This window comes from Halalkalibacter oceani (assembly GCF_023715605.1).
GTDB lineage: Bacteria > Bacillota > Bacilli > Bacillales > Bacillaceae_D > Halalkalibacter > Halalkalibacter oceani.
Genome location: NZ_JAMBOL010000003.1, coordinates 377,633 through 402,466, shown reverse-complemented (window position 1 = coordinate 402,466; position 24,834 = coordinate 377,633). Strand labels below are relative to the sequence as shown.

Below are 24,834 nucleotides of genomic sequence, written 5' to 3'. Positions count from 1 at the left end.
AGGAGTGATAGGTGTGGCGTTAGGAAAATCAATTCGTCGAGTCGAAGCAAAGGCGAAAGTGACGGGCAAGGTTGACTATGTCATGAACATGACGATGCCGGAAATGCTTCACGTCAAGCTGTTACGGAGCACAATTCCGCATGGGAAAATTAAAAACATCGATAAACGAGCGGCGGAAGAAATCGAAGGCGTTATTAAAGTCGTCACCGGAGAAGATTTGCAAAAGCTCGATATTAACTATTACTACGGGCCGGCTTTTCGCGATCAGCCTGTCATTGCGATTGACAAAGTTCGTTACGTCGGAGATCCGGTCGCAGCCGTTATCGCCGAGTCGGTTGAAATAGCGGCAAAGGCAGTTAACTACATTGAAGTGGAATATGAGGAATTCGAGCCGGTATTTCAAGTATTGGATGCGATGAAGGAAGACGCGCCCATTGTTCATGACACGATCCGGCCGGCCGGAAGCTTTGCAGATTTAAAGTCGCTGTTGCCGAAAAGCGGAAGTAACATTTGTCTTCATTATAAATTAAGACACGGTGATATTGAGAAAGGCTTTGAAGAAGCAGATCATATTTTTGAAGATACGTTTACGACACCGGCGGCGGTTCATCTACCGATGGAGCAGCATGTCGCACTCGCCTATCTCGATGCCGAAGAGAGAATGAACATTTGGACAGCCAATCAAAGTCCATCGTTTGTCAGAAGTGAGGTCTCTCATGTATTGAAGCTTCCTGAAAGTAAGGTGAGAGTCCGTGTCCCTTATTTAGGTGGCGGGTTTGGCACGAAGCTCTATGTGAAAATTGAAGCGTTGACGGCCGTGTTAGCGCTCATTGTGAAAAAGCCGGTTAAACTGGCGCTGACGATGGATGAAGTGTTTATTACGCTAACGAAGCATGCGACGGTTTTCACGTTGAAGACGGGAGTGACGAATGACGGCAAAATTGTCGCCAGAAAATGTACCGTTGCCTGGGATACAGGCGCCTATGCTGACATCGGCCCGCGCATTACGCAAAAATCAGGCTTCACAGCAGCCGGTCCCTACGACATCCCGCATGTGCAGATCGACTCGTACTGCGTTTATACAAATAACGCACCAGCCGGGGCGTTCCGTGGCTTCGGCATCCCGCAATTAGTCTGGGCCTATGAATCGCAGATGGATATTATCGCCGACAAGATGGGCTGGGATCCGCTCGAATTTCGCAAATCGCAAGTGCTAATCGAAGGAAAAGAGCACGCAACCGGGCAAATTATGAACTCGATTGGCTTCGGCGAAATTTTAGAAAAAATTGATGACCGGCTTGATTGGAAAACGTACCGTAGCACAGCGAAGCAACCGGATCAGCAAAACCCAAGAATCCGTGGCCGTGGGATGGCGATCGGACTGAAGGCCGTACTTACGCCATCGATTTCAGGAGCAGTGGTAACATTGTTTGCTGATGGAAGCGCCTCTGTTTATTCCAGCACGGTTGATATGGGGCAAGGCTCTGATACGATCCTCGGGCAAATTGCCGCAGAAGTACTCGGACTTCCGAGTGATAAGGTGCGCGTCGTTCATCCGGATACGGATGTGACGCCATACGATACGATCACCGCTGCGAGCCGTTCAACTTTTTATATGGGAAATGCGATTCAAAAAGCGGCGGAAGATGTCAAACGTCAATTGTTTGAGTTCGTGAGCGAATATTACGAAGTAAGTTCAGAAGAGTTGGAATTGAAGGACGAAGCTATATTTGTCCGCAACGAGCCGGATAAAAAGCTGGCCATTACCGAAGTGATTAAGAAAATATTTAAGATGCCTGCCGGAAGCATTATCGGGCGCTATGTATTTGAAAGCCACTATCAAAGCCCTGATCCGGAAACCGGTCAATCTGATGATGTGGCGATCTTCTGGTTTGCCGGTGGAACTGCGGTAGAAATCGAAGTTGACCGCGAGACGGGCAAAATTGACATTTTGAATATGGTATCGCTCGGTGATGTCGGAAAGGCGATTAATCCGTTTCAAGTTCATCAGCAATTGTATGGAGCGGCGATTATGCAAATCGGCCAGGCGCTGTTCGAGGAATGTAAATATGATCATGGACAGATGATCAATGCAAGCATGGCAGATTATAAAGTTCCTACTTTCAAAGATTTGCCGGCCCGGTCTGAAACGATTATTGTCGAAGACCCGCATCCGGAAGGCCCGTTTGGCGCAAAAGGGGTGGGAGAAACGGCTTCTTTTGGTGTCCAGCCGGCGATTGCCAATGCACTCCACGATGCTCTCGGGGTGCGGATTAAAGATATGCCGCTCACGCCTGAAAGAGTGCTGGCGGCGATAAAAGAAGCGGAAGAAAGCAGCAACAGCCGTCAGAAGGTCAGTGTGACTAATGAAGCGAAGGGTGAGCGTTAATGAAAAGACAAATACAGTTTACGTTGAATGGAAAGCCTGTGACAGCGGATGTCGCTCCGCATGAAACATTGCTTGATCTATTGCGCGATACATTTCAATTAACGGGAGCAAAGGAGACATGCGGCTTGGGACTTTGCGGCGTTTGTACCGTCCTTGTGTCCGGCAAGCCGGTAAGCGGCTGCCTCCATTTCGCTTCTTCGATTGACGGGGAAGAGATCGTTACGATTGAGGGACTGGAAACCGAAGAAGGGCTTCATCCGATTCAGGAAGCCTTCTATGAACAAAAAGCATTCCAATGCGGGTACTGTACGCCCGGGATGATTTTAATGGCGAAAAAGCTCTTGGAAGAAAATCCAAACCCGACAGAAGACGAAATAAAAGACTATATGGTCGGAAATATTTGCCGCTGTGCCAGCTATGCACAAATTTTCGCAGCGATTCAGGAAGCGGCTTCCCTCCTGAAACAGGAGAAAGTGAAGCTGTGATAGAGAAGGATGTGGGAAGATGATCAAGAAACAGGAAGGCAATCCGCTCGATTTACGCCACTGGTTAGAGGAGATTGAGGCAGAGGGAGAGCTGACGAAAGTCGATGGAGCTGACTGGAATTTAGAAATTGGCGCCATCAGTGAATTGAACGTAAAAAAAGCGCAAAATTCCGCTCTATTATTCGATCAAATTACCGGTTATCGAGAAGGCTTCAGGGTGCTGACCTGCAGCACGAGCAGCCCGAAGCGGTTAGCCTCGATTTTACGGCTCGATGTCGACAGCACGCATAAAAGCCTCGTAACAGGATTAAGAGGCAAGCCGAAACAATGGGAAAAGGAATCTGTTGACTACGAGCCTGTTTATACAGAGGACGGTCCGATTTTTGAAAACGTACAAAGCGGGGAAGAGGTCGATCTTTTTACTTTTCCTTCTCCTTTATGGCATGAAAAGGACGGCGGTCGTTATATCGGCACCGGCTGTTCAGTCGTCACAAAGGATTATGACTCGGACTGGATCAACGTCGGTACCTATCGGGTGATGATTCATGATAAAAACCATGTTGGACTCGATATGGTGCCCGGCAAGCATGGTCATATTCAATATGAAAAATACGAGAAAGCCGGCAAGCCTTTTCCGGTAGCGATTGTCATTGGCGCAGATCCGCTTCATTATCTTATTTCCGGAATTGAGGTTCCTTTTGGAAAATGCGAATATCATTACATCGGTTCGATTTTAAAGGAACCTGTCTCGGTCGTACAGACGCAATTGACTGGACTTCCGGTACCAAGCGCCTCGGAAATCGTGATCGAAGGCTGGATTCATCCCGGGGAGACGAAAATAGAAGGGCCGTTTGGCGAATTCCACGGCTATTATCCTGCCGCGGCCTCGCCGGCTCCTGTTGTCAAAATCGAACGGATTTACTACCGCGACAACCCGATTATTATGGGAAGTCCTCCGGCGAAGCCGCCTAATGATTATTCCTATTCAAAAGCGGTCATGCGCTCAGCGCTGCTGTTCGATGCGGTCGAAGCGGCCGGGATTCCGGACGTAAAGGGAGTATGGGCCCATGAAATCGGCGGCTCCCGCATGTTTACGGTGATTTCGATCAAACAGCGGTATGCAGGTCATGCCCGCCAGGCCGGTCATGTGCTCAGTCAGTGCGGCGTGGGATCCTATTTAGGAAGATATTCGATCGTCGTTGATGAGGATATTGATCCTGCGAATCTGGCTGAAGTGATGTGGGCTGTTTCGACGAGAACGGATCCGGAGCTTGATATCGATATTATTAAAAGAGCGATGGGATCGAAAAATGATCCGATGAAGATTGCTTATCCATATAAAGCGCCCTTCAGCTCAAGAGCAATTATCGATGCATGCCGGCCATATGATTATATAAACGAATTTCCGGAAGTCGCCGAAGCGAGCAAGGAGCTGCAAGAAAGCACGTTAAAAAAATGGGCCCATTTATTTTAGGAGGAGAGCGATGAAAGGAACTATCGGATTTGGCTATAACGAAAAAGTGAAGCGTACCCCGCCTGCCCTGCTTAAACAGCTGGAAGGGGTTGCTTCTTCCACTATTACCGATGCGCAGCGCCGGACAGGAACGATGCATCCGCGAATCAAGCCGATCGCCAAGGGGAGCAGGATCGTCGGGAACGCCCTTACGGTGGAACTGCCACCGGGGGATAATTTCATGCTTTATGTCGCATTAAAGCTTGCTGAACCAGGTGACATTCTCGTCGTCACGACACAAGGGAATCAAACAAAGGCCGTGTGGGGGGAGTTAATGACGCAATCTGCGCAGGCGCTTCGTCTTGGCGGGATTGTGATTGACGGTTTCATCCGCGATAAAACGGCCAATCAGGAAAGAGACCTTCCTATTTTTTGCCAGGGAACGGTTCCGGTCAGCGTTGAAAAAAATGGTCCCGGCTTCGTCAATGGTGAAATCAGCTGCGGGGACGTAACGGTCCGCCCCGGTGATGTGATTGTCGGTGATGATGATGGCATCGTTGTCATCAAGCAGGAAAATGTCGCCGCCGTAATCGAACAGCTTGGCGCGATTGAGAAACGGGAAGAGCAACGGGTAGCGGAGATTGCGGCCGGTCAGGTTCTCCCGGCATGGGTAGAGGATAAAATGAAGGAAGTGGATTTGGTCACGGGAAAGCGAGTTCTTGAGTGAAGGGAGGAATACGGATGAATGAGCTCCGTGGATTGCTGAAGCAGCTGGATGAATGGAAGGAGCAGGGCGAGCGCGTCGCGATGGCTACTGTCGTCGCGATTAACGGCTCGGCCTACCGGCGACCGGGAGCCCGTCTGCTTATTGCGGAGAATGGTCAATCGGCCGGAATGATCGGCGGCGGCTGCTTTGATCAGGATGTGATCGAGGTTGCGCTGCAAGTGATTCAAACTGGGAAGCCGCGCCTGCACTTGTATCACTTAAGTGACACGAGCGTCTGGGGACTCGGCCTCGGCTGTAATGGCAGCGTCTTCATCTTGATTGAGTCACTGGAAACAGCCGAGGGCCGGGAATGGAGAAACGAAGTCACGCAGGCGCTCACGACAAAGCGTGCATTGACCATCAGCCACGCATTTTCAAAGGAGCTTACCTTTTCCCGTCCTTTTATTAATGAAGAAGTGGCGTTTGCGAGGTCGTATCACGCTGGTGAAGCAAAACCGACGCCAGGCGGGTTCTGTGAAAAAATCAATCCGGACGCCCGACTGGTCATCTTCGGTGCCGGACAGGACGCGGTGCCGGTCGTTGATTTGGCCGGCCAATGCGGTTTTGAAGTCGTCGTTGTTGATCACCGGGAGAGCGCTTTGACGAAGGAGCGCTTTCCGAAAGCCGCTGAGCTAATTCTTGCCCGGTCAGAAGACTATCGGCAGAAGATCGTAGCTGAAAAAAATGACTATGTTTTATTTATGACGCACCGCATTGATCACGATGCGCTTGCCTTTGATTTTTATCGAAGCTGTGCACCGGGCTATCTCGGCTTTTTAGGTCCGAAACGAAGAATGGAGCAAATCGCCGGAGAGATTCTTGGTTTAGATAAGACCGAGATGGAAAGGCTATCGCCGTATATCCATGCCCCGGTTGGCCTTGATCTCGGAGCTGAAACACCGGAACAAGTCGCTCTGAGCATTCTGTCAGAAATCATGATCCGAAAAAACAACAGACAGTTGCAATTTCTAAAAGATAAAGCAGGTCCGATTCATGCTGCTGAACAGCTTTCACTACAGACGACAAAATGAGAAGAGAGGGAGTAATCAGGTGTGGGCTTTTTGATTGCGGGTTTGTCAGCGGTCTTTTATTCGTTGAGCAATGTTCTGATGAAAAAAGGAATGAGGCACTCAGCAACAGACAATGGAATGCTGATTACCCTCTGTATCAATATTTGCTTGCTCGGTTCATTGCTCGGGATTTCCCGCTGGTTGGCTCCGGTGAACGGAAACACAGGCGATGAAATGGGACTTTGGTTATTTTTGGCTGCTGGATTTTTAACCGCTTTTTTAGGGAGAATGATGCTTTTTAACGGCATTCGAAAAATAGGATCATCACGGGCGGCGGGGATTAAAAACTCAGCCCCTATTTTTACCGTGATGTTTGCAATTATCATATTAGATGAAACGATTATCGGTGTGACCTGGCTCGGGATTGGATTGATCTTTCTCGGGCTGTTTGTGCAAGGGTATGTGCTGTTTCATAATGAAGGAAGCAAAGTCGATCAATTTGGTTTTCTGATTTCCCTGGGGGCCGCGCTTGGATTCGGGATTGGGCAAGGAGTTCGCAAGCAGGCGCTTGATTACTTTCCCGATCCTTTTGCCGGCGCTTTTTTTGGCGCTTTGGCAGCATTAATCAGCTTTGTGTTGATCACGGCGTTCAAAAGGGAGCTTTTGCAAACGATCAAAAACAATGTTACCTTGCCGAATCGCTACTATATTCTTGGCGGTATTTTCACCAGTCTTGCGCTTTTATCATTTTTTATTTCGATTTCCTTCATCCAGGTCGCCTATGCGGGGGCGATTTTGGCGATTGAACCGATTGTGACGATTATGCTCAGTAAAGTGATGCTCGGTTCTGAAGAAAAGGTGACGGTTCCGCTGCTCGTCTGTGCATGTTTGATCTTTCTTGGCGCCGGAATGATCTCTCTTACAGCCTGAACCGGAAGAAAGAGAAAATGCTGTTTTTCCGGCTGTTTAGTATCTCGTCTATTAAAAAAATGGTAAAATAGAAGCTACATTTAGAATTTTGGAAAAGGAGCTTTGCCATGTCAGTATCTGAGCATAAACAAGAAGCGCCGAAGACGGTAAACTGTTTCGTTCTGACTGTGTCTGATACACGGACGAAGGAGACGGACAAGAGTGGAGCGTTAATGAAGCAATTGCTGGAGGAAGGGCAGTATTGTGTTACCGGCTATGAGATTGTCAAAGATAGTGAACAGGAGATTCAGGCGGTGATTAAGGAGGCGGCCGGACGGGAGGATGTCGAAGCGATCTTAATCAATGGCGGAACGGGGATCGCTTCGCGCGACCGGACATATGAGGCGGTATCTCAGCTGTTGGAAAAAGAGATGCCCGGTTTTGGTGATCTGTTTCGTTATTTGAGCTATGTCGAGGATATCGGCTCGGCGGCGATGCTCAGCCGGGCTGTCGCCGGAATTTACCAGGATAAAGCGATCTTTTCAACGCCCGGCTCATCGGGAGCGGTTCGCCTGGCAATGACGAAGCTGATCGTTCCTGAGCTTGGACATGTAATGAGAGAAATCTACAAGGATGCCAAGGCTCGCTAAAGAACGATAAAAATGAGGCCACTGAAAAAAGCTAGTGAATAAGAATAAAGCGTCCTTTTTCGTAACGTGAAGAAAAGCTAGTGAAAAAGAGTGAAAAACGTCCTTTTTCGTAACACGAAGAAGAGTAATGGCTCCGCGCGTTGCGCGCCATGCTTCGAGAAACCCACTCGTAGCAAGGCTTTCAAAATCGGGCAACGGCTACGCTCATTAATAAAGGCTGCTGAAAAAGTGAAAAACGTCCTTTTTCAGCAGCCTTATGAAAATGGGGTTTTGCTGGAGTGATCTCGCTATTTGGTGCTACAATGAATATAAAGAGGGCTTATCACAGCCTGGGCAGCATCGGCGGAGAGCGCCGGGCTGCTGATTGCTCGTAAATGAGAGAAAGTGAGATGGATGATGGAGTTCACACATTTTAACAGTCAAGGACGGGCGAAAATGGTCGATGTTTCAGAGAAAAAAGAAACGAAAAGAACGGCGGTGGCGCGAAGTGAAATCAAAGTCGCCCCGCTTGTCCTTGAGAAAATAGAGAAGCAGGAAATCGGCAAAGGGGATGTGTTTGCGGTGGCGCAAATTGCCGGAGTGATGGCGGCGAAAAATACAGCGCAGATCATCCCGATGTGCCACCCCTTGCCGCTGACGGGAATTGATATTACCTTCCGTCCCCAACGTTTTGACACCTATGCGGTTGTTATAATTGAAGCAACTGTCAAAACGACAGGAAAAACCGGTGTTGAAATGGAAGCGTTGACGGCAGCCAGTGTCGCGGCACTGACGATCTATGATATGTGCAAAGCTGTCGATAAAGAAATGGAAATCGGTCAGACGTATGTTATGAGAAAAACAGGTGGAAAAAGCGGGGATTATGAAAGACAGTCAGATAAGTAAGCTATCAGGAGGAAGGGTGATCGTATGAAAAAACATATTGTGGATAAGCTGAATCGTCCTCTCCATGATTTACGGATATCGGTTACAGATCGCTGCAATTTTCGCTGCGGCTACTGTATGCCTGCCGAGATTTTTGATAATGATTATCCCTTTTTGACAAACAGCGAGCTGCTGAGCTTTGAGGAAATGGTGCGGCTCATTCGTTCTTTTGCGGAGCTGGGTGTCAACAAAATCCGGATTACAGGGGGAGAGCCTCTGCTGCGCAAAGGAATTGCCGGTCTTATTTCGGATATTGAGCAAATAGACGGCATCACCGATATCGCCCTGACGACAAATGGCGTGCTATTAAAAAAGCATGCCACAGCGCTGAAAAAAGCCGGCTTGAAGCGGGTAAATGTCAGCCTCGACAGCCTTGATGACGAGTTGTTTGGCCGGATGAACGGCCGCGGTTTTCGAACAGGCCCGGTGCTGGAAGGGATTGAAGCAGCGGCTGAAGCAGGACTTGAGGTCAAAATTAATATGGTCGTGCAAAAAGGGGTGAATGACCAGGAAATTATGCCGATGGCCCGCTATTTCCGCGAAAAGGGCCATACGCTGCGTTTTATCGAATTCATGGATGTCGGCAATTCAAACGGCTGGAAGCTGGATCAAGTCGTGCCGAGCCGGGAAATCGTCGAAATGATCAACCGCGAGCATCCGCTTGAAGCGGTCGGCCCTGAGTATTACGGCGAAGTCGCCAAGCGCTACCGTTATGCTGGAACGACGACGGAAATCGGCCTGATCACGTCGGTGACGAACGCGTTTTGCTCGACCTGTTCCCGCGCCCGGGTGTCGGCCGACGGCAAAATGTACAATTGTTTATTTGCCGCCAAGGGCCATGATCTGTTACCGGCTTTACGAGAACAAGCCGATGATGAGCGGGTAAAGGAGCGGATTCGCGAGATTTGGAACGGGCGAACAGACCGTTATTCAGAGGAGCGTTTAAGCCAAACGAAAAAAAGAAAGAAAAAAGTCGAAATGTCACGAATTGGCGGATAAGCTTTGCCAGGAAGAGACAGCAGAGGAGGTTTATCTTTGACAACATCTTTATTTGAGATTACAGCAGAACCAATCTCGATTGAGGCCGTTGTGGCAAAGGTTGTGCACGCCAACGCCGGAGCGGTGAATACGTTTATTGGAACCGTTCGTGAACTGACAAAAGGAAAAAAGACATTATATTTAATTTATGAGGCCTATGAAGCGATGGCGGTCAAACAGCTGCAAAAGGTCGGAGCTGAAATCAAGGAAAAATGGCCGGGAGCAGAAGTGGCGATCTCGCATCGTGTCGGCCGGCTTGAGATTTCAGATATTGCCGTCGTCATTGCCGTCGCGACTCCGCACCGGGCGGAATCATTTGAAGCGAGCCGCTACGCGATTGAGCGCATCAAGGAAATTGTTCCAATTTGGAAAAAAGAGCATTGGGAAAACGGGGAATTTTGGGTTGGTGACCAAAAAGAAACAACCTATTACAAAACTGGGCAGCCGGAGGTGGAATAATGGCAAGTTTATTGCTATTTGCATCATTAAAAGAAAAGCTGGAGACAGATGCTTTAACGATTGATCCGGAGCTGAACACAATCGCCGAAGTGCGTGAATGGCTGATTGAACAGCATCCTGAAGTAAGCGCTGATCTGGAGCAGGTGATCTGGGCGAAAAATGAGGAATATGCCGAGTTGAGCGAAACATTCAGTGATGACGATACACTTGCCATCATTTCGCCGGTAAGCGGCGGGTAAAGGAGCGGGAAGATGGTAGAAATTCGGCAGAGCATTCCTGTAGATGAAGCAATTAGACGGATTATGGAGCGTGTCAAGACAGGAGCGACAGAGCGTATTTCGCTCGCGGAGGCGCAAGGACGATCTCTCGCGGAGGATATCGTCGCCTCGCATGATGTGCCTTTTTTCGATCGTTCGCCGGTTGACGGCTTTGCGATTAAAGCGCAAGATACGAAGGGCGCAGAACCGGATACGCCGCGGCGGCTTGTGGTTGTCGAAACGCTCGGCGCCGGCTATGTCGCCACCCAGCCGGTGGTCGGTGGAAAAGCGGTGCGGATTATGACCGGAGCGCCGATCCCGGAAGGCGCCGATGCGGTGATTATGCTGGAGCATGTGACCGAAACGCTGGAAGGGGACCAGCCGGTGATTGAGGTCACTTCACCGGTGGCGGCGGGAGAAAACATTATCCGGCGCGGCGAGGATATGAAGGAGGGCACGGTTCTGCTTGAAGCCGGCAGACAAATGGCAGCGGGAGAAATCGCCTTGCTGGCGACATTTGGCTACGGCGAAATCAACGTCTTTCAGCAGCCGGTGATCGGTGTGTTTGCGACGGGAAGCGAGCTTGTTTCCGTCGATGAACCGCTTGCTCCGGGGAAGATCCGAAACAGCAATTCACCGATGCTTGAGGCGCAGATTCGGCAGGCAGGCGCGATTCCGCGCTATTACGGGATTCTCGTCGATGACTTCGATCAAAGCTACGCGGCGGTTGTCGGGGCGCTGAAAGAAGTCGACTATGTCATCACCACCGGCGGCGTGTCAGTCGGCGATTTTGATTATGTGCCGGCGATTTTGGACAAGCTTCAGGCCGAAGTGCTGTTTAATAAAGTTGAAATGCGGCCCGGCAGTGTCACGACGGTAGCGACAGTTGGCGATAAATGGTTTTTCGGCTTGTCCGGCAATCCATCGGCCTGCTTTGTCGGCTTTGAACTGTTTGTCCGTCCGATTGTCAAAACCTATTTAGGTTCATCAACACCACATCTTCGCAAAGCAGCAGCGCTGTTGACAACGGATCTCGGCCGGCCGAACGAGTTTGCCCGCTTTGTCCGGGCAAGGTTGACGCTGGAGGACGCGACGCTTTCTGTCACGCCGGTTGGGCTGGAAAAGTCGGGGATCGTGTCGTCTCTCGCCGAAGCGAACGCCCTGCTCGTCGTCCCGCCGCGAACGGAGAAGCTGCGAGCAGGCGAGAAGGTGGATGTCATTTGTTTAGATATGAATCCGGGCTTGCCCGGCGCTTAACATAAAAGCTTTCAGCAGCTCGATTGATTTGCTGTTTCGGGATGTCTTAAAAAGGGAAAAATCGCCCTTTAAGGCATCCTTTTTTTCTCGTTTGCGATTTGATAAACGGACAATCAATGAATGAGAACGAGGGCTGGACGAAAGACTGAGAGTTAGCGGGGGAAATGCGGCAGTGAAAGAGGAACCTCATTCCGTTATCCGGCTTGCACTGCCCTTTTTATTGATAGAAAAGGAACGTCATTCCTCTATTGGTTGCTGCAAGGGGGACTGATCGCTTGTTTTGGTTTATGAACGGAATCTCGTTCCTCTTGTTTGCGAAGAAATGCGTAAAAATGAGCAATAGCGGAATCCTGTTCCGCCTAGCCCCGGTATAAAAGTTTTGCCACACACTGATTGAAATGGAGTACAATGAAAGAAAAAGGAGGGAATCAGAATGGATCAGGAGCAAAAGAGATTGGGTCATTCCCGCATCATTGATCTGGCATACCTCTTTGGCGTTTCGCTTTTAGTGGCTGCTGTTGTTTATTTTTTTGCCGCGAATTGGAGCGCGCTCGGGCACGGAAGCAAAATCAGCTTGATCACGCTCTTGCTGCTTGGCTTCTACGGCATTGCGTTTTTCTTTCGTTATCGCCTGCCATGGCGCCCGTTTGTCGGAAAGCTGTTTTTACTTGGAGGCGTTATCGCCTTTGGCGTTAGCGTTGCCTTGCTTGGTCAAATGTACAATTCACATGCGGACAGTTATCTTTTGTTTCTCGTCTGGCTTGCGCCGGCTTTTTTATTTGCGGTATTAACGAAACTGCAATCTTTTTATCTTTTATCTTATATGCTGCTGCATGCGACCATCGGTTTTTTCTTATTTCCTAGCTCTGTTGCGATTTACCGCTCTGAAGGAGAGCTGGTTGCGTGGCTTGTTTGCCTAGCGTTAGGTAACGCTTTACTCGGCCTAGGGCTTGAAGCAAGGCAAAGTCCTTATCGCGCTTTATCATATTTGTCCTATCTCGTCAGTCAGCTCATTTGGCTAGTGATAACGATGCGCTGGGTGTTTGAATCGTACACCTATCTGCTTAACAGCCTTTATCTGCTTGTTTCGATCGTGTTCTTGTATTGGCTTTGGAAGAAAAGGCCAAACCGCGTTCTATTGCTGCTTACGGTTGGCAGTGTGGCGGTTTACGTGGCGGCGAAAGCGATTCTCTGGATGCTCGAGTACGGGTCTGAGCTGTTTTTTGTTCTTATTTTGCTGCTTGCCGGGCTGACTGTTTTTGCGGCAGGCTTTGTAATAAAAAAGCTGCGGAATGTTTATGAAAAGCAAAAGAATCAGGAGGTGCGCTGGTGGCAAAGTCTGATCGTCCACGCCGTCAGCACGGTTAGTGCTGTCGTGGCGACCACCGCATTCATCGGACTGATGACGATGATTATCCAATCGCTGCTTTCAGCTTTATACGTCCTGCTCGCAGCCGCTCTTCTGGTAACGGTGCTGATCTTTGGCAAAAGATTGGAGGAAGTATGGCGTCATACGATCGTTCATGTAGGCGTCCTTCTTACACTCGCCTTTGTCTGGGATGTCCCGACTTATTTGGCACTCGTCAGTGTCCTGCTGCTTTTGCTGCTATGGTATAAAGAGGAAAGCGTCTGGATGGATCTGCTTCTTTATGGAGCGACTAACGTGGTTCTTCTGTTCATATTCTGGCCTGATCGTTCAACCGAAGCGGTCATGTGGCTGATGGTTGGGCTCAATCTGCTAGCGCTGGCTGGCCGTCTGCTGCTGAAGGAGCCGCTGTTGAAAAAAAGGCTGACCGTGCAGGCGATGCTATACAGCTTGCTGTTCGGCTTTGTACTGACCTTTTTAACGACATCTCACCCGTCGGCCTATTATTTGTATAATGCGCTGTTTTTTGCTGTGACGACTTACCTCGGCTTCCGTTTTGTCCGAAGCAATGAGCAGGTACTCGCACGGACGGTGCTCGTATTTTGGTTCGCCTTTCTTTTTTATAAATATTACGACCTCGTCTGGAGGCTGCTTCACAAATCAGTCGCCTTGTTCCTGCTCGGCCTGCTGTTGCTTGCTGTCGCGATTATGCTTGACCGAAAGAGGAAGGAAGAGAGGGACGACTTGTCACCGGCTCATTTTGCCAATCAATGGGCGCTGGTCGTTGTTATATGCTTACAGCTTGCTTTTATCGGCTTTCAGTATGCGCAGTATGAACGGCAGCTTGCCAATGGAAGCTTGATCAAGCTTGAACTGGAACCGCTTGATCCCCGCTCGCTCTTGCAGGGAGATTATCTGACTTTGCAATTCTCGATCTCGCATATTCCTGAGCTGGAGGGGAAGATGCAACGAGGGGAGAAGCTGAAGCTTGTTCTGTCTCCTGACGACCAGAACGTCTACCATTATACAGGCATTTACCAGCAGAATGGCGCATATAATCAGCCGTATACGCTGCAGGAGGAGGATGTGCTGATGAATGGGAAAGCGACGGGCTATGACCGCTTTTCGTTCGGGATCGAAAGCTACTTTATTGAAGAAGGCAGCGGGAGTGAAGCTGAATCGGAAGCGGAATATGCTTATGTGAAAGTTGCAGAGAACGGCAATGCTCTGCTCGTTGAGATTGAATAGAGATTTCAGGGGAGATTATCTCACATAGAAGTTGATGAAAGCAGAGTGCGCCCACTACACTATAGCCAGACGACCTGAATGACACTTATGAGGAGGGATGAAATGGTCGAGCAATATTTACAGGAGTCCTTTGGTATTATGAGGGAAGACATTTTGATCTCTCCGGTAACGAATAAAAAGGTCGTTGTCAGAGAGCTGCTTCTCCAGGTTGAAAGGGAGGGAAGCTCTGAAAATGTCCTCGGCACACTTCAACAAATAAAAGGACTTGGTCGAAAGGGAGCGATCGTCTATTTAAATGGCTTGTCAGATCAAAGTAAGTAGGGCGCGTGAAAAAAGCTGTTTGACCTTTAGACATAGTCTGTCTTTTTTGAAAGTCAACTGAATTCAGTTGACTTTTTTTGCTGCAGGCGCGTATACTTTAGTTGAGAATGATTATTGATTTTAATTACCTGTCCGCCGGGACGGAAACATGATAAAGGGAGAGAAAGAATGTGGACTACAATCAAATGGTTGCTGAATTAGAAGCGCGTTTTTTTCTCTATACAAAAGATCAGCCAGTCGTTCATCAGGAATTTGTCGTTGAGCAGCTGCTTCTGCAGGAGGAAGCAAAAGCTTTTTTACATAAATACGGAAAACAAATTAAAGCATTGACGCCTCATCCGCCGGCAACCTATTTTTGCAGTAAGCTGGGGATTGCCGCTGCCGGAATTGTGACGATGCTTGCCCGCCAACATCTCCTTTTGCCGATGACGCCGGCTTCGCTAAGCGCGCAATTTTATTGGGATGATACTTATCAGGTAGATGGGATGGTGTTCAAAATCAATTCGCTTAACTGGCAGGAGGGGCCGCGTACGGATGAATGGCGGCGTACTGAAATTGAGCAGCTGATCCACAATCTTCTCACTCCTGTTGTGACGACTTTCTCGCAAGCTGTTGACATTCGTCCGCGCGAGCTGTGGGGTCAGCTTGCCGCCGGGCTGGAATATGGCAAAACGGTCGGGTTGTCGCTTGCAGGGGATGATGAGGAAGCGGAACGGATTGAACGGGACTTTCAGTGGCTGATGAAGGATGCCGATCCAGCCCTGTTTGCCAGCCGGAAAAACGCATTGGACTTCCCGCATCGGCTTGTAGAAAGCCTATCGGAGCCTGGAGTCATGAAGCGGATGAAGCCGACCTGCTGTCTTTACTATCAGACGGAACAGGCGAAACGGAAGTGCGTCACTTGTCCGCGACTGACTGCGGCCGATAAAGCGAAGATAAAGGAAGAGATCGCGATTGGGTAACCGTCGCATCTCTTCTTTTTTAGTATAGAAAAGCCGCTACGCAAGCATCGTGAGCATGGAACTTTTTTTCGAGCCCCTTCAGGTGCAACGCCCGCCTGCGGAAAGCGCGCCCCCCATCGCGGGAGGGCGAAGAGCCAAACCCCGCTAAATAAAAAAGCCATTACGCGGTTTTCTTATCCTGTTTATTTTTTTCTGTTAGAATAGAAGCAAATGGAGCAGAGGTGGAGATGAAATCATGACAAAGAACATTAAGCTTATCGCGATTGATATGGATGGTACTTTGCTAAATGACCGGCAGGACATTTCGGACGGGAACCGCGAGGCGATTCGGGAAGCGCGCGATCAGGGAATTCACATCGTCATTAGCACGGGCAGAACCCGGATGTCCTGTGGCGATCTTGTCGCCTCACTTGAGCTTGGTACATACTTAATTACGGTGAACGGCAGCGAAATTTGGGATGGGGAAGGCAATCTGCTTGAGCGTCAATTGCTCGATCTGGAGCATATTGAACAAATGTGGTCGTTAAAAAATAAATACGAGACAGCATGCTGGGCGGCAACGGTTGATCAAGTGTGGCGCGAGCCGTTTCCGGAGGATCTTTCCCATTATCAATGGATGAAGTTCGGCTTCGACATTGAGGATGACCGGGTGCGAAACATCATTCTCGAAGAGCTGAAAAAAAATAAAGCATTGGAAATTAGCAATTCCAGCCCAACGAATCTGGAAATCAATGCGGCCGGTGTCAATAAAGCCGCGGCGATTGAAAAGGTATGCGAGCGCCTTGGCTTTACGATGGAGAATGTGATGGCGATGGGCGACAGCTTAAATGATTTAGCGATGATCAAAGCGGCCGGCTGTGGGGTGGCGATGGGAAATGCCCAGCAGGTCGTCAAGGATGCCGCTGATTGGGTGACGGAGACGAATCTTGATGATGGAGTAGCCGTCGCGATCCGAAAATTCGCCTTGGCGTGAGGGGCTCTTTCGTTTGTTTAGCTTTGCAGAAAGCAGGGAATAACAAGGGAAACGAGCATAGGAGGCTGTTGTGATGGGGAAATTATCGAAGCTGGTCAAATGGGGCGTGATTGCTTACCCATTTGTGAAGAAATGGATGGCGAAGCGGAATCAGAAGAAGCGTGGTACGTATCCGGCCAGTCGCCAGCGCTAGCATAATAAAGCTGAACAAAAAACATCGGGCTGTCAAAAGGAAATACGATCCTTCTGGCAGCCCTCATTTAATTAAAAAGCTCATACCGGATTTAAAAGATCGTGGCGGTTCTGTCCATTGCTTAAGGGGCAGGGCAAAAGGTTTTTCCTTTTGGCCCTGCCCCTTTTCTACCTATAGATTCATGGACGCCGTTTTGTTTTTGACAACGACGATCACCTTGCCGGCATCGAGTTTCTTTTCGAGCTGCTCTGCTTCTTGCTTGGAGAAGCCAAGCTCCTTGAATTGCGCGCGCAGCTCGTCCCCTTGTTTTCGAAACAGATTTTTTATAGAGGTTCCTACTCCCAATTCACTTGCTCCAACCTGATTTGCCTCGGCTTGTTCGGTCAGGCGCTTCGTCCGGTCATCGTCATGGGTGATCACATAAATATCGTCATCTTTGACCCCGTCAGCCTGCAACCGTCTTACAGCTTGAATCACGTCTTCGTCATTTTGAAATTCCTTATAGAATGGGTTCATGTTTATCGCCTCCTTGGTAGAAAAATACCCGGCTTGCCGAAAGCTAAACATCGAAGTGAATGTTCAGAAAAGAGTTGCAAATCAAAGGATGTGTTGTATACTTGTAATACAAGTAGACGAATTTAAGGAAGGTGGAAAGCGGATGGACATCATTTCACCTATTCAACGGCGTAAAATGTCGGAACAGATTTTAGATGAAATCAAAGCATTAATTAAAGATGGGACATTCCCGGCTGATTCAAAGCTGCCTTCCGAAACGGAGCTGGCCAAGCTGTTTCAGGTTAGCCGTTCGCCGGTCAGAGAAGCGATCAGCGTTCTGGCGGCAAGCGGCATTGTCGAGTCGCGCCAGGGAGGCGGAAATTGGGTTCGCAAAGTAGAGCTGGTCAACATGTTTGAGCCGATGACGATGGAAATGATTGATGCGCAGCAAATTTTTGATCTGCTTGAACTGCGGACAACGATTGAGACTGAAGCGGCGGCATTGGCGGCCGTCCGGCACAACAGAGAGGACATTGAGATGCTTGCCGGGGCGCTGCAAGGCTTAGAAGAGCAGATGCTCGATGATGTGGAGTCAATTGGAAGTGAAGTCGATTACGAGTTTCACCAGACGATTGTCAGGGCGGCGGGAAATGCGTTCTTCGTTCAGACGATGGAAAACATTGCAGATCTTTATCAAAAAGCAATGACCTTTTCCTTGAAGCAAAATGTTGGTTTGCGTTTAAAGCGAAAAAGTGTGTTTGAAGAGCATCAAGCGATTTTCGAGGCGATTCGCCGACGTGAGCCGGAAGCGGCCTCTCGAGCGATGAAGAAGCATTTAGAAACGGCGCGGCTCAAGCTCGGCGATAAACGACTGCAAGACGAGGAGAAACGGGGGAGATAAGCATGAGAAGCACGGTAGAGGGTGCGGTCATTGAGCAGCTGAAGCAGGTTCTTGATGAAAGCAGAGTGTTAACGAAAGAGGAGGATCGCGTAAGTTATTCTTATGACGCCTCCTTCGGCGTTCATATTCCAGAGGTCGTTGTGCAACCGCTTTCAACAGCGGAGGTACAGGCGATTATGAAAATCGCGAGCGCTTATAAAATTCCAGTATACCCACGCGGGCAGGGAACAAGCTTAAGCGGCGGTCCATTGCCGGTAAAAGGCGGAATCGTGCTCGATTTTTCACAGTGGGACAGCAGGCTGGATGTTTACCCGGATGATATGGTGGCAATTGTCTCGCCCGGTGTCAAAACAGCGGCGATTAACGAGAAGGCTAATCAGTTTGGACTGATGTATCCACCTGATCCGAGCAGCTCCAATGTTTCGACGATCGGCGGCAATTTAGCGGAAAACGCCGGCGGACCGAGAGGACTGAAATACGGCGTAACGAAGGACTACGTCATTGGACTGGAAGTTGTGACCGCCGCGGGAGACGTCATTCGGACAGGCGGGCGTACGGTGAAAAATGTGACAGGATATGATTTGACCAAGCTCATCGTCGGCTCTGAAGGGACATTGGGCGTGATTACCGAAGCGATTTTGCGCCTCATTCCGAAGCCGCCGGCGACGGCAACCTTGATGGCTGTTTTTGATGATATTGTCGATTCAGGCAGCTCGATCTCGCGGGTGCTAAGCTCAGGAATTATGCCGGCGAAAATGGAGATTATGGATCAGGCTTCCGTTCAGGCTGTTGAAGACTACCAGCCGCTCGGTTTGCCGACCGATATTGAAGCAATCGTTTTAATTGAGCTGGATGGTCATCCGCAGGCGATTAAAGAAGAAATCGAGCGTGTGCAGACGATTTGTGTTGAAGTCGGGGCGCGGGAAGTCAAGGTGGCGCGCAACGCTGCTGAGGCGCTGGAGCTGTGGAAGGCCCGCAAGCTCGTTTCACCGGCAATCGTCCGGCTGAAACCGACAAAGATCTCTGAGGATGCGACCGTGCCGCGCAGCAAAATTCCAGATATGTTCAAACGGTTAAAGGAGATTCGCGCCAAATATCAAATTGACCTCGTCGTCTTTGGGCATGCCGGCGACGGCAACCTCCATCCGAATATTATTGCCGACCAGCGTGATCAGGAGGAGATGCGCCGCGTCGAGCAGGCGGTTGAAGAAATTTTTCAGGCGGCGATTGAATTGGGAGGGACGTTGTCCGGGGAGCATGGCATTGGCACGATGAAGGCACCGTTTATGGAGCTTGAATTAGGAAAGGTGGGGCTGGAGATGATGAAGCGAATGAAGCAAAGCTGGGATCCGGATAATATTTTAAATCCGGGGAAAATCTTCCCTGAAGAAGGTCAAAGGTTCGTGTTGCGCAGTGAGTAAGCAGAGCTATCAAACAGAACTCGCCTATCATGAAACGTTTAGCTGTGTCCAGTGTGGCTACTGTCTCCCCGATTGCCCGACCTATCAGTCGATGGAAAAGGAAACGCATTCGCCGCGCGGCAGGATCAATCTCGTTAAGATGGCCGCCGAGGGCAAGGTGTCGCTTGATACGTTAAAGGAGCCGATCGACCTTTGTCTCGGCTGTCGGGCCTGTGAAACAGTCTGCCCGACCAATGTTCAATATGGGAAAATTCTCGAATCGGCGAAGGCCGTGCTGCAAAAGGAAAAATACGAGCAATCGAAGCGGACCCGCCTCGTCAATGAAGCGGTGTTTAAGCACACATTTCCAAACGAGCGACTGCTTGATCTTGCCGGCTATGGACTCCGCTTTTATCAGCAAACCGGCTTGCAAAAAGTTGCGCAAAAGCTCGGTGTGCTAAAGCTCTTTCCCGAAAGGCTGGCGGCTTTTGAACGAGTGACGCCGACTGTCGCGAGTCCCGGGCGGAAGAAAAAGCGGCCAATGGAGCTGAAGCCGCAAGGTGAACCGGTCTATCGCGTCGGTTTTTTTAAAGGCTGCATAATGGATACGATGTTTGCCGAGATCAATGATGCAAGCATGAAGCTGTTACAGGAAAGCGGCTGCGAAGTCGTCTTAATCGAAGAGCAGACCTGCTGCGGCGCTTTACAAAATCACAGTGGGGATCGCGAAATTGCGAAGGAGCTTGCCAAGAAAAACATTGCCGCCTTTGAACAGTATGAGTTTGATTTCGTCATTAACAGCATCGGCGGCTGCGGGGCGATGCTCGTCGAGTACGATCATTTATTTGAAGATGAGCCTGAATGGTACGAGCGGGCGAAAGCCTTTGCTGCTAAGAATAAGGATATCAGTTATTTGCTGGCAGAGCTTGAGCTGCCAATGAAAAAGGAAGTGAATAAGGTCGTGACATATCAGCCTTCCTGTCATATGACGAATGTCCAAAAAAATACTGCCGCTCCTTTAGCCCTTTTAACCTCGATTCCAGGCATTACGTATAAAGAGCATAAGCAGCCTCATATGTGCTGTGGATCAGCGGGGATTTATAATTTGGTTCATTTTGATGAATCAATGAAAATACTCGATCAGAAGATGGAGCATGTGAAGGAGACCGAGCCAGAACTGATTGTGACGACAAATCCGGGTTGCCACCTGCAAATGAAAGTAGGGGTGGAGCGGGAAGGACTGGCTGGGAAGGTGAAAGTTGTTCATTTGGTTGAGTTGTTGGCGGAAGCATGTGAGCTAGGCAAGTGAATGAAAGAATGATATAGTAAAAGAATCAAAAAGCTGACAGTCAATGTGAGGATGTCGTAAAGGGTGAGGTACCCCTTTGCGGCATCCTCAAGCAGTGTGTAAAGGCCTGCGTAAAGGATTAAAGGCAGAAAGGGTAAGCAGCGTGGACATTACGATTATCCTAACCTCGATTTCATTAATGGCGATTATTATTCTGATCGGCGTGCTGATTGGCTCAAGGCTGGCTGTTACACTTGAGGCGAAGCAGTTGTTGATGACGATTATCGTCAATGTCGCTGTTCCGGCGATTATTTTTAACGGAATTTTCAATACGGAGATTACAAATGAGCTGCTGGCGGATATGCTGACGATTTTTCTGCTTTCGGTTTCGCTTAACACGATCGGTATTCTGCTTGGCTGGGGAGCTGCTTATTTATTCGGCTTTCGCTCGCTGGAAGCGAAAAAGCTGGCTGTGCTGGCCGGAATTGGCAATACCGGCTTTATCGGCATACCGCTTTGCGCGCAAATTTTCGGACCGGTCGGCGGACTGCTGGCGGCGATTTTTGATTCGGCGCTTGATGTTGTCACATTTTCCTTAGTGATTATGCTGCTTCAGCAGGGGCGGGTTTTCTCATTCCGGCAGCTGAAGGCCCTTGTTAATATTCCGTTTATCGCGATTATGATTGGACTGACAATGGCGATGATTAATTATCAGCCGCCAGCTGTTGCAAAAGATCTGGCCGGCTTTTTAGCCAATTTAGCAGCGCCGCTGGCGATGATTTATATCGGCCTGTTAATTCCGGGATTTTTGCGGAATAAGCAAAGGAAAGTCGCAGCTCGCTTTGTTACGGCTTCCGTGACGATGAAGCTTGTCGTCATTCCGCTCGTCTTAATCGGCTTGTTGCAAACGCTTTCTATTTCTGATCTTTTGAAGCAAATTACGTATATCCAAGTGGCGATGCCAACCTTTATGCTCGCAACGGTATTGATCGCTCGTTACACGAATGACGAAGAATCGGCTGTCGTGACGACGGTCTATTCGACTCTGCTGTCGCTAGTGTCAATCCCGGTCGTCATCTACATCGCGAATCTGCTGTAAAAAAGGGTGACCTCTTCTTTACAGCAGCGTGCTTTCCCAAGAGCTTGTGCGATTAGTCAGAAATAATTGATTTTTGTCAGTTGTTTCAGTATGATAATAAACAATAACGAGTCTTGTACTCATTAAGGGACGTTTTTTGTCCTAAAGGGACTTATTATGTCCCTTTATATTCAGAAAGAAAAAGCTTTGCTTAGGAGGAGAGAAAATGGTAGAAACTGCGGATCATAATGCGTTATTACGGCGTGATGTTAACAAATTAGGAAGCATTTTAGGAGAGATTTTAGTCCATCATGGCGGGAAGTCTCTTTTTAATAAAGTGGAAGATATTCGCACAGCGGCGAAACAGTTGCGCCAGAGCTACAATCAGGATGCGTATGAGGCACTGAAGGCGCAAATTCAGACACTCGTGCCGCCGGAGCGTCAGCAGGTGATCAGGGCATTTTCGATTTACTTTCATTTAGTGAATATTGCCGAGCAGACGCATCGGATTCGCCGTCGGCGTGAGTATCAGCTCCAGGATGAGGAAGGGGTTCAGCCGTTTTCCCTGGAAGAGGCTGTCCTGGCGGTCAAGCAGTACGGCCTACCTGATCAGCAAGTACAGGAAGTGCTTGATGACCTGTCAATTGAGCTGATTATGACAGCTCATCCGACGGAGGCGACGAAGCGGACGGTGCTGGAGACACAGAAAAGAATTTCGCTTATTTTGCAGCAGTTTGACCATCCGTTGCTGACGAAAAAAGAGAAAGAGAGACTGGATGAAAGTCTGTTTAATGAAGTAACGGCATTGTGGCAAACGAATGAATTGCGGCAACGGAAGCCGACCGTGCTCGATGAAGTGAAAAATGGGCTTTATTATTTTAAGGAAACACTATTTGATGTGCTGCCGGACATTCATCAGGAATTGGAGACGCAATTGGATCACTATTTTCCTGGACATGCTTGGAATGTACCGAATTTTCTCCATTTCGGCTCCTGGATTGGCGGGGACCGTGATGGCAACCCGAACGTTACGCCTGAAATAACATGGGAAACGTTAAAGCTGCAGCGCAGGCTCGTTTTGGATAAGTATGAGGAAGCGGTGATCGAACTGATGCGGCGCTTCAGCCAGTCGACGATGCGCGTCGAGCTTCAGCCGGAATTTCTTTCTGCGATTGAACGTGAAGAGAAGACTTATTTGGAGGAAGGGGAAGCATGGCCGATTGAAGCCGAGCTTTACCGGCGGAAATTTGCTGTTATGCTTAAGCGTCTGCGTCATGTCGGCCAATCGGCTGCCGGCTATCGATCAGCCGAGGAACTGCTAAAAGATCTCCAACAGGTTCAAGAAAGTGCTGAAAAGCATCAGCCATCCGGACGCAAGCTGAAAACATTGCGCAAGCTCATTCGGCAAGTCCAGCTGTTTGGCTTCCATCTGGCGACGCTCGATATTCGGAATCATAGCGGCGAGCATGAATTGGCGATTGGAGAAATTTTACGTGTCGTCAACCTTTGTGACAACTATGCCGGCCTGGACGAAGACGAGAAGGTTCGTATTTTGAAGCAGGTGCTAAGTGAGCCGCGGCCTTTAATGCTGCTTCAGGAAGATTATTCAAAAGAGACGCAGGAAATTTTTAAAGTGTTCCAAATGATTAAAAAGGCGCATCAGGAATTTGGCAGCCGCTCGATTGAAGTATACCTCGTCAGCATGACGCAATCAGCGAGCGATTTGCTGGAGGTGCTTGTTTTGGCGAAGGAGGCGGGAATTTATCGCTTGCACGCCGACGGCACGGTTGAGAGCGGGCTGCATGTCGCGCCGCTTTTGGAGACCGTTGATGACTTGATTGCCGGACCGCATATTATGAAGCAATTGTTTGAGATGGATGTGTACAAAAAGCATCTTGAGCAGCGCGGGAATCATCAGGAAATTATGCTTGGCTACTCGGACGGCAGCAAGGATGGCGGGACGCTGACGGCGAACTGGAAGCTCTTTAAAGCGCAGCAGGAAATTCATGAAATGGCGAAGGACTTCAACATTCGCTTGAAGTTTTTCCACGGAAGAGGCGGATCGCTCGGCCGGGGCGGTGGTCCACTTTACCGCAGCATTCTCTCCCAGCCTGTGGAAACGCTCGGCGACGGCGTGAAAATTACCGAGCAGGGCGAAGTGCTTTCCTCGCGTTATTTGCTTGAGGATATCGCTTACCGGAACCTCGAACAAGCGGCATCCGCGCTCTTGTCAGCGTCGGCTAAAGTGAGCAATGAAGCAGAACCGCGTCATTTCCGTGAAAAAGCATGGGAAGAGGCGATGGAGGAAATTTCCCGGCATTCGCTCAAGAAATACCAGCAGCTCGTGTTCGGTGATTCGGATTTCCTCACCTATTTCAAGCAGGCAACGCCGCTCAGAGAGCTTGGTGAGCTGAATATCGGTTCACGGCCGATGAGCCGCAAAAACAGTGAACGTTTCGAGGACTTGCGCGCGATTCCGTGGGTGTTTGCCTGGACGCAATGCCGGCAAATGCTTCCGGCCTGGTATGCGGCGGGAACTGGACTTGAAGCTTTTGCTGCCAAGAGCGACGAAAATCTTACATTGCTGCAGGAGATGTATCAAAAATGGCCGTTCTTCCAGTCCACGGTCAATAATTTGCAAATGGCGCTGATGAAGGCTGATCTATCGACAGCGAAGGAGTATATTACACTCGTCGAGGATGAAGCGATGGCCAACCGGATTTTTGCTGATATTCAAGCCGAGTATAAGCGGACAGAAGACGTATTGCTGAAGATTTCCGGCAGCAAGCAGCTGCTTGATCACACACCGAACATTCAGGAATCAGTGCACCGCCGCAATCCATACGTCGACCCGCTAAACTTCCTGCAGGTCAACCTGATTCAAAAAATGAGAGAATCCGACGAGCAATCAGACGAACTCCTCACCGAAGTCCTCCTCACCATCAGCGGCATCGCCGCCGGACTCGTGAATACAGGCTGATCCTCCCCGGTTTTGGGAGGATCAGCCGAAGC

At 49.4% G+C, this 24,834-nt stretch carries 23 protein-coding genes; 22 read left to right on the top strand and 1 reads right to left on the bottom strand.

What is annotated here, in order from left to right:
• The first annotated feature begins 13 nt into the window (after positions 1-13).
• The 17 genes from M3202_RS06960 (at position 14) to M3202_RS22765 (ending at position 16,660) form a co-directional block, all read left to right on the top strand.
• On the top strand, positions 14-2,389 hold the full coding sequence (locus M3202_RS06960; protein ID WP_251222612.1) for a xanthine dehydrogenase family protein molybdopterin-binding subunit: 2,376 nt from the start codon (positions 14-16) through the stop codon (positions 2,387-2,389).
• Positions 2,389-2,874, top strand: a complete 486-nt coding sequence (locus M3202_RS06955) for a (2Fe-2S)-binding protein (protein WP_251192987.1) — start codon at positions 2,389-2,391, stop codon at positions 2,872-2,874. Before M3202_RS06960 ends, M3202_RS06955 begins: the two co-directional genes overlap by 1 nt.
• A 19-nt stretch (positions 2,875-2,893) precedes the next feature.
• Entirely contained in the window at positions 2,894-4,348 is a 1,455-nt protein-coding gene (locus M3202_RS06950; protein WP_251222611.1) for a UbiD family decarboxylase, read from the top strand.
• 10 nt (positions 4,349-4,358) lie between these two features.
• Positions 4,359-5,054 carry an RraA family protein gene (locus M3202_RS06945; RefSeq protein WP_251222610.1) on the top strand — a complete coding sequence of 232 codons (696 nt, stop codon included), beginning with the start codon at positions 4,359-4,361 and terminating at the stop codon, positions 5,052-5,054.
• A 14-nt stretch (positions 5,055-5,068) separates the two neighbouring features.
• Positions 5,069-6,124, top strand: coding sequence for an XdhC family protein (locus M3202_RS06940; protein WP_251222609.1), 1,056 nt, complete (start codon positions 5,069-5,071; stop codon positions 6,122-6,124).
• 21 nt (positions 6,125-6,145) lie between these two features.
• Positions 6,146-7,033, top strand: coding sequence for an EamA family transporter (locus M3202_RS06935; protein ID WP_251222608.1), 888 nt, complete (start codon positions 6,146-6,148; stop codon positions 7,031-7,033).
• A gap of 107 nt (positions 7,034-7,140) precedes the next feature.
• A complete protein-coding gene (locus M3202_RS06930; protein WP_251222607.1) occupies positions 7,141-7,662 on the top strand; it encodes a MogA/MoaB family molybdenum cofactor biosynthesis protein in 522 nt (173 codons plus the stop codon).
• A gap of 393 nt (positions 7,663-8,055) precedes the next feature.
• Complete coding sequence (moaC, locus tag M3202_RS06925) at positions 8,056-8,547, top strand: cyclic pyranopterin monophosphate synthase MoaC (protein ID WP_251222606.1); 492 nt, start codon at positions 8,056-8,058, stop codon at positions 8,545-8,547.
• Between the two features lie 24 nt (positions 8,548-8,571).
• Entirely contained in the window at positions 8,572-9,585 is a 1,014-nt protein-coding gene (gene moaA / locus M3202_RS06920; protein ID WP_251222605.1) for a GTP 3',8-cyclase MoaA, read from the top strand.
• Positions 9,586-9,621: 36 nt separating this feature from the next.
• On the top strand, positions 9,622-10,083 hold the full coding sequence (locus tag M3202_RS06915; protein WP_251222604.1) for a molybdenum cofactor biosynthesis protein MoaE: 462 nt from the start codon (positions 9,622-9,624) through the stop codon (positions 10,081-10,083).
• Positions 10,083-10,322, top strand: coding sequence for a MoaD/ThiS family protein (locus M3202_RS06910; RefSeq protein WP_251222603.1), 240 nt, complete (start codon positions 10,083-10,085; stop codon positions 10,320-10,322). Before M3202_RS06915 ends, M3202_RS06910 begins: the two co-directional genes overlap by 1 nt.
• Positions 10,323-10,334: 12 nt before the next feature.
• Positions 10,335-11,597 carry a molybdopterin molybdotransferase MoeA gene (locus M3202_RS06905; protein WP_251222602.1) on the top strand — a complete coding sequence of 421 codons (1,263 nt, stop codon included), beginning with the start codon at positions 10,335-10,337 and terminating at the stop codon, positions 11,595-11,597.
• A gap of 433 nt (positions 11,598-12,030) precedes the next feature.
• Entirely contained in the window at positions 12,031-14,211 is a 2,181-nt protein-coding gene (locus M3202_RS06900; protein WP_251222601.1) for a GDYXXLXY domain-containing protein, read from the top strand.
• A gap of 102 nt (positions 14,212-14,313) precedes the next feature.
• Positions 14,314-14,532, top strand: coding sequence for a hypothetical protein (locus tag M3202_RS06895; protein WP_251222600.1), 219 nt, complete (start codon positions 14,314-14,316; stop codon positions 14,530-14,532).
• Positions 14,533-14,702: 170 nt separating this feature from the next.
• Complete coding sequence (locus tag M3202_RS22545; protein WP_251222599.1) at positions 14,703-15,494, top strand: (2Fe-2S)-binding protein; 792 nt, start codon at positions 14,703-14,705, stop codon at positions 15,492-15,494.
• 235 nt (positions 15,495-15,729) lie between these two features.
• On the top strand, positions 15,730-16,467 hold the full coding sequence (locus M3202_RS06885) for a Cof-type HAD-IIB family hydrolase (RefSeq protein ID WP_251222598.1): 738 nt from the start codon (positions 15,730-15,732) through the stop codon (positions 16,465-16,467).
• A 73-nt stretch (positions 16,468-16,540) separates the two neighbouring features.
• Complete coding sequence (locus M3202_RS22765; protein ID WP_490715558.1) at positions 16,541-16,660, top strand: hypothetical protein; 120 nt, start codon at positions 16,541-16,543, stop codon at positions 16,658-16,660.
• A gap of 171 nt (positions 16,661-16,831) precedes the next feature.
• On the opposite strand, the gene M3202_RS06880 is transcribed toward M3202_RS22765, so the two are convergent.
• Positions 16,832-17,176: a YflT domain-containing protein gene (locus tag M3202_RS06880; protein ID WP_251222597.1), complete on the bottom strand. Its 345-nt coding sequence runs from the start codon at positions 17,174-17,176 to the stop codon at positions 16,832-16,834.
• A gap of 142 nt (positions 17,177-17,318) precedes the next feature.
• On the opposite strand from M3202_RS06880, the gene M3202_RS06875 reads away from it, so the two are divergent.
• The 5 genes from M3202_RS06875 to ppc all read left to right on the top strand — a co-directional run bounded on the left by M3202_RS06875 (position 17,319) and on the right by ppc (position 24,802).
• Positions 17,319-18,056, top strand: coding sequence for a FadR/GntR family transcriptional regulator (locus M3202_RS06875; protein ID WP_251222596.1), 738 nt, complete (start codon positions 17,319-17,321; stop codon positions 18,054-18,056).
• Positions 18,057-18,058: 2 nt separating this feature from the next.
• Positions 18,059-19,477 carry an FAD-binding oxidoreductase gene (locus M3202_RS06870; protein ID WP_251222595.1) on the top strand — a complete coding sequence of 473 codons (1,419 nt, stop codon included), beginning with the start codon at positions 18,059-18,061 and terminating at the stop codon, positions 19,475-19,477.
• Positions 19,470-20,765, top strand: coding sequence for a (Fe-S)-binding protein (locus tag M3202_RS06865; protein ID WP_251222594.1), 1,296 nt, complete (start codon positions 19,470-19,472; stop codon positions 20,763-20,765). Before M3202_RS06870 ends, M3202_RS06865 begins: the two co-directional genes overlap by 8 nt.
• A gap of 142 nt (positions 20,766-20,907) precedes the next feature.
• On the top strand, positions 20,908-21,843 hold the full coding sequence (locus M3202_RS06860; RefSeq protein ID WP_251222593.1) for an AEC family transporter: 936 nt from the start codon (positions 20,908-20,910) through the stop codon (positions 21,841-21,843).
• A gap of 205 nt (positions 21,844-22,048) precedes the next feature.
• Positions 22,049-24,802: a phosphoenolpyruvate carboxylase gene (gene ppc, locus M3202_RS06855; RefSeq protein WP_251222592.1), complete on the top strand. Its 2,754-nt coding sequence runs from the start codon at positions 22,049-22,051 to the stop codon at positions 24,800-24,802.
• Positions 24,803-24,834: the final 32 nt, after the last annotated feature.

Coding starts and splice junctions, on each gene's coding strand:
- M3202_RS06905 (WP_251222602.1), top strand. CDS start 10,335: ATGGTAGAAATTCGGCAGAGCATTCCTGTAGATGAAGCAATTAGACGG.
- M3202_RS06950 (WP_251222611.1), top strand. CDS start 2,894: ATGATCAAGAAACAGGAAGGCAATCCGCTCGATTTACGCCACTGGTTA.
- ppc (WP_251222592.1), top strand. CDS start 22,049: ATGGTAGAAACTGCGGATCATAATGCGTTATTACGGCGTGATGTTAAC.
- M3202_RS06910 (WP_251222603.1), top strand. CDS start 10,083: ATGGCAAGTTTATTGCTATTTGCATCATTAAAAGAAAAGCTGGAGACA.
- M3202_RS06945 (WP_251222610.1), top strand. CDS start 4,359: ATGAAAGGAACTATCGGATTTGGCTATAACGAAAAAGTGAAGCGTACC.
- M3202_RS06885 (WP_251222598.1), top strand. CDS start 15,730: ATGACAAAGAACATTAAGCTTATCGCGATTGATATGGATGGTACTTTG.
- M3202_RS06900 (WP_251222601.1), top strand. CDS start 12,031: ATGGATCAGGAGCAAAAGAGATTGGGTCATTCCCGCATCATTGATCTG.
- moaA (WP_251222605.1), top strand. CDS start 8,572: ATGAAAAAACATATTGTGGATAAGCTGAATCGTCCTCTCCATGATTTA.
- M3202_RS06875 (WP_251222596.1), top strand. CDS start 17,319: ATGGACATCATTTCACCTATTCAACGGCGTAAAATGTCGGAACAGATT.
- moaC (WP_251222606.1), top strand. CDS start 8,056: ATGATGGAGTTCACACATTTTAACAGTCAAGGACGGGCGAAAATGGTC.
- M3202_RS06940 (WP_251222609.1), top strand. CDS start 5,069: ATGAATGAGCTCCGTGGATTGCTGAAGCAGCTGGATGAATGGAAGGAG.
- M3202_RS06955 (WP_251192987.1), top strand. CDS start 2,389: ATGAAAAGACAAATACAGTTTACGTTGAATGGAAAGCCTGTGACAGCG.
- M3202_RS06930 (WP_251222607.1), top strand. CDS start 7,141: ATGTCAGTATCTGAGCATAAACAAGAAGCGCCGAAGACGGTAAACTGT.
- M3202_RS06870 (WP_251222595.1), top strand. CDS start 18,059: ATGAGAAGCACGGTAGAGGGTGCGGTCATTGAGCAGCTGAAGCAGGTT.
- M3202_RS06895 (WP_251222600.1), top strand. CDS start 14,314: ATGGTCGAGCAATATTTACAGGAGTCCTTTGGTATTATGAGGGAAGAC.
- M3202_RS06880 (WP_251222597.1), bottom strand. CDS start 17,176: ATGAACCCATTCTATAAGGAATTTCAAAATGACGAAGACGTGATTCAA.
- M3202_RS22765 (WP_490715558.1), top strand. CDS start 16,541: ATGGGGAAATTATCGAAGCTGGTCAAATGGGGCGTGATTGCTTACCCA.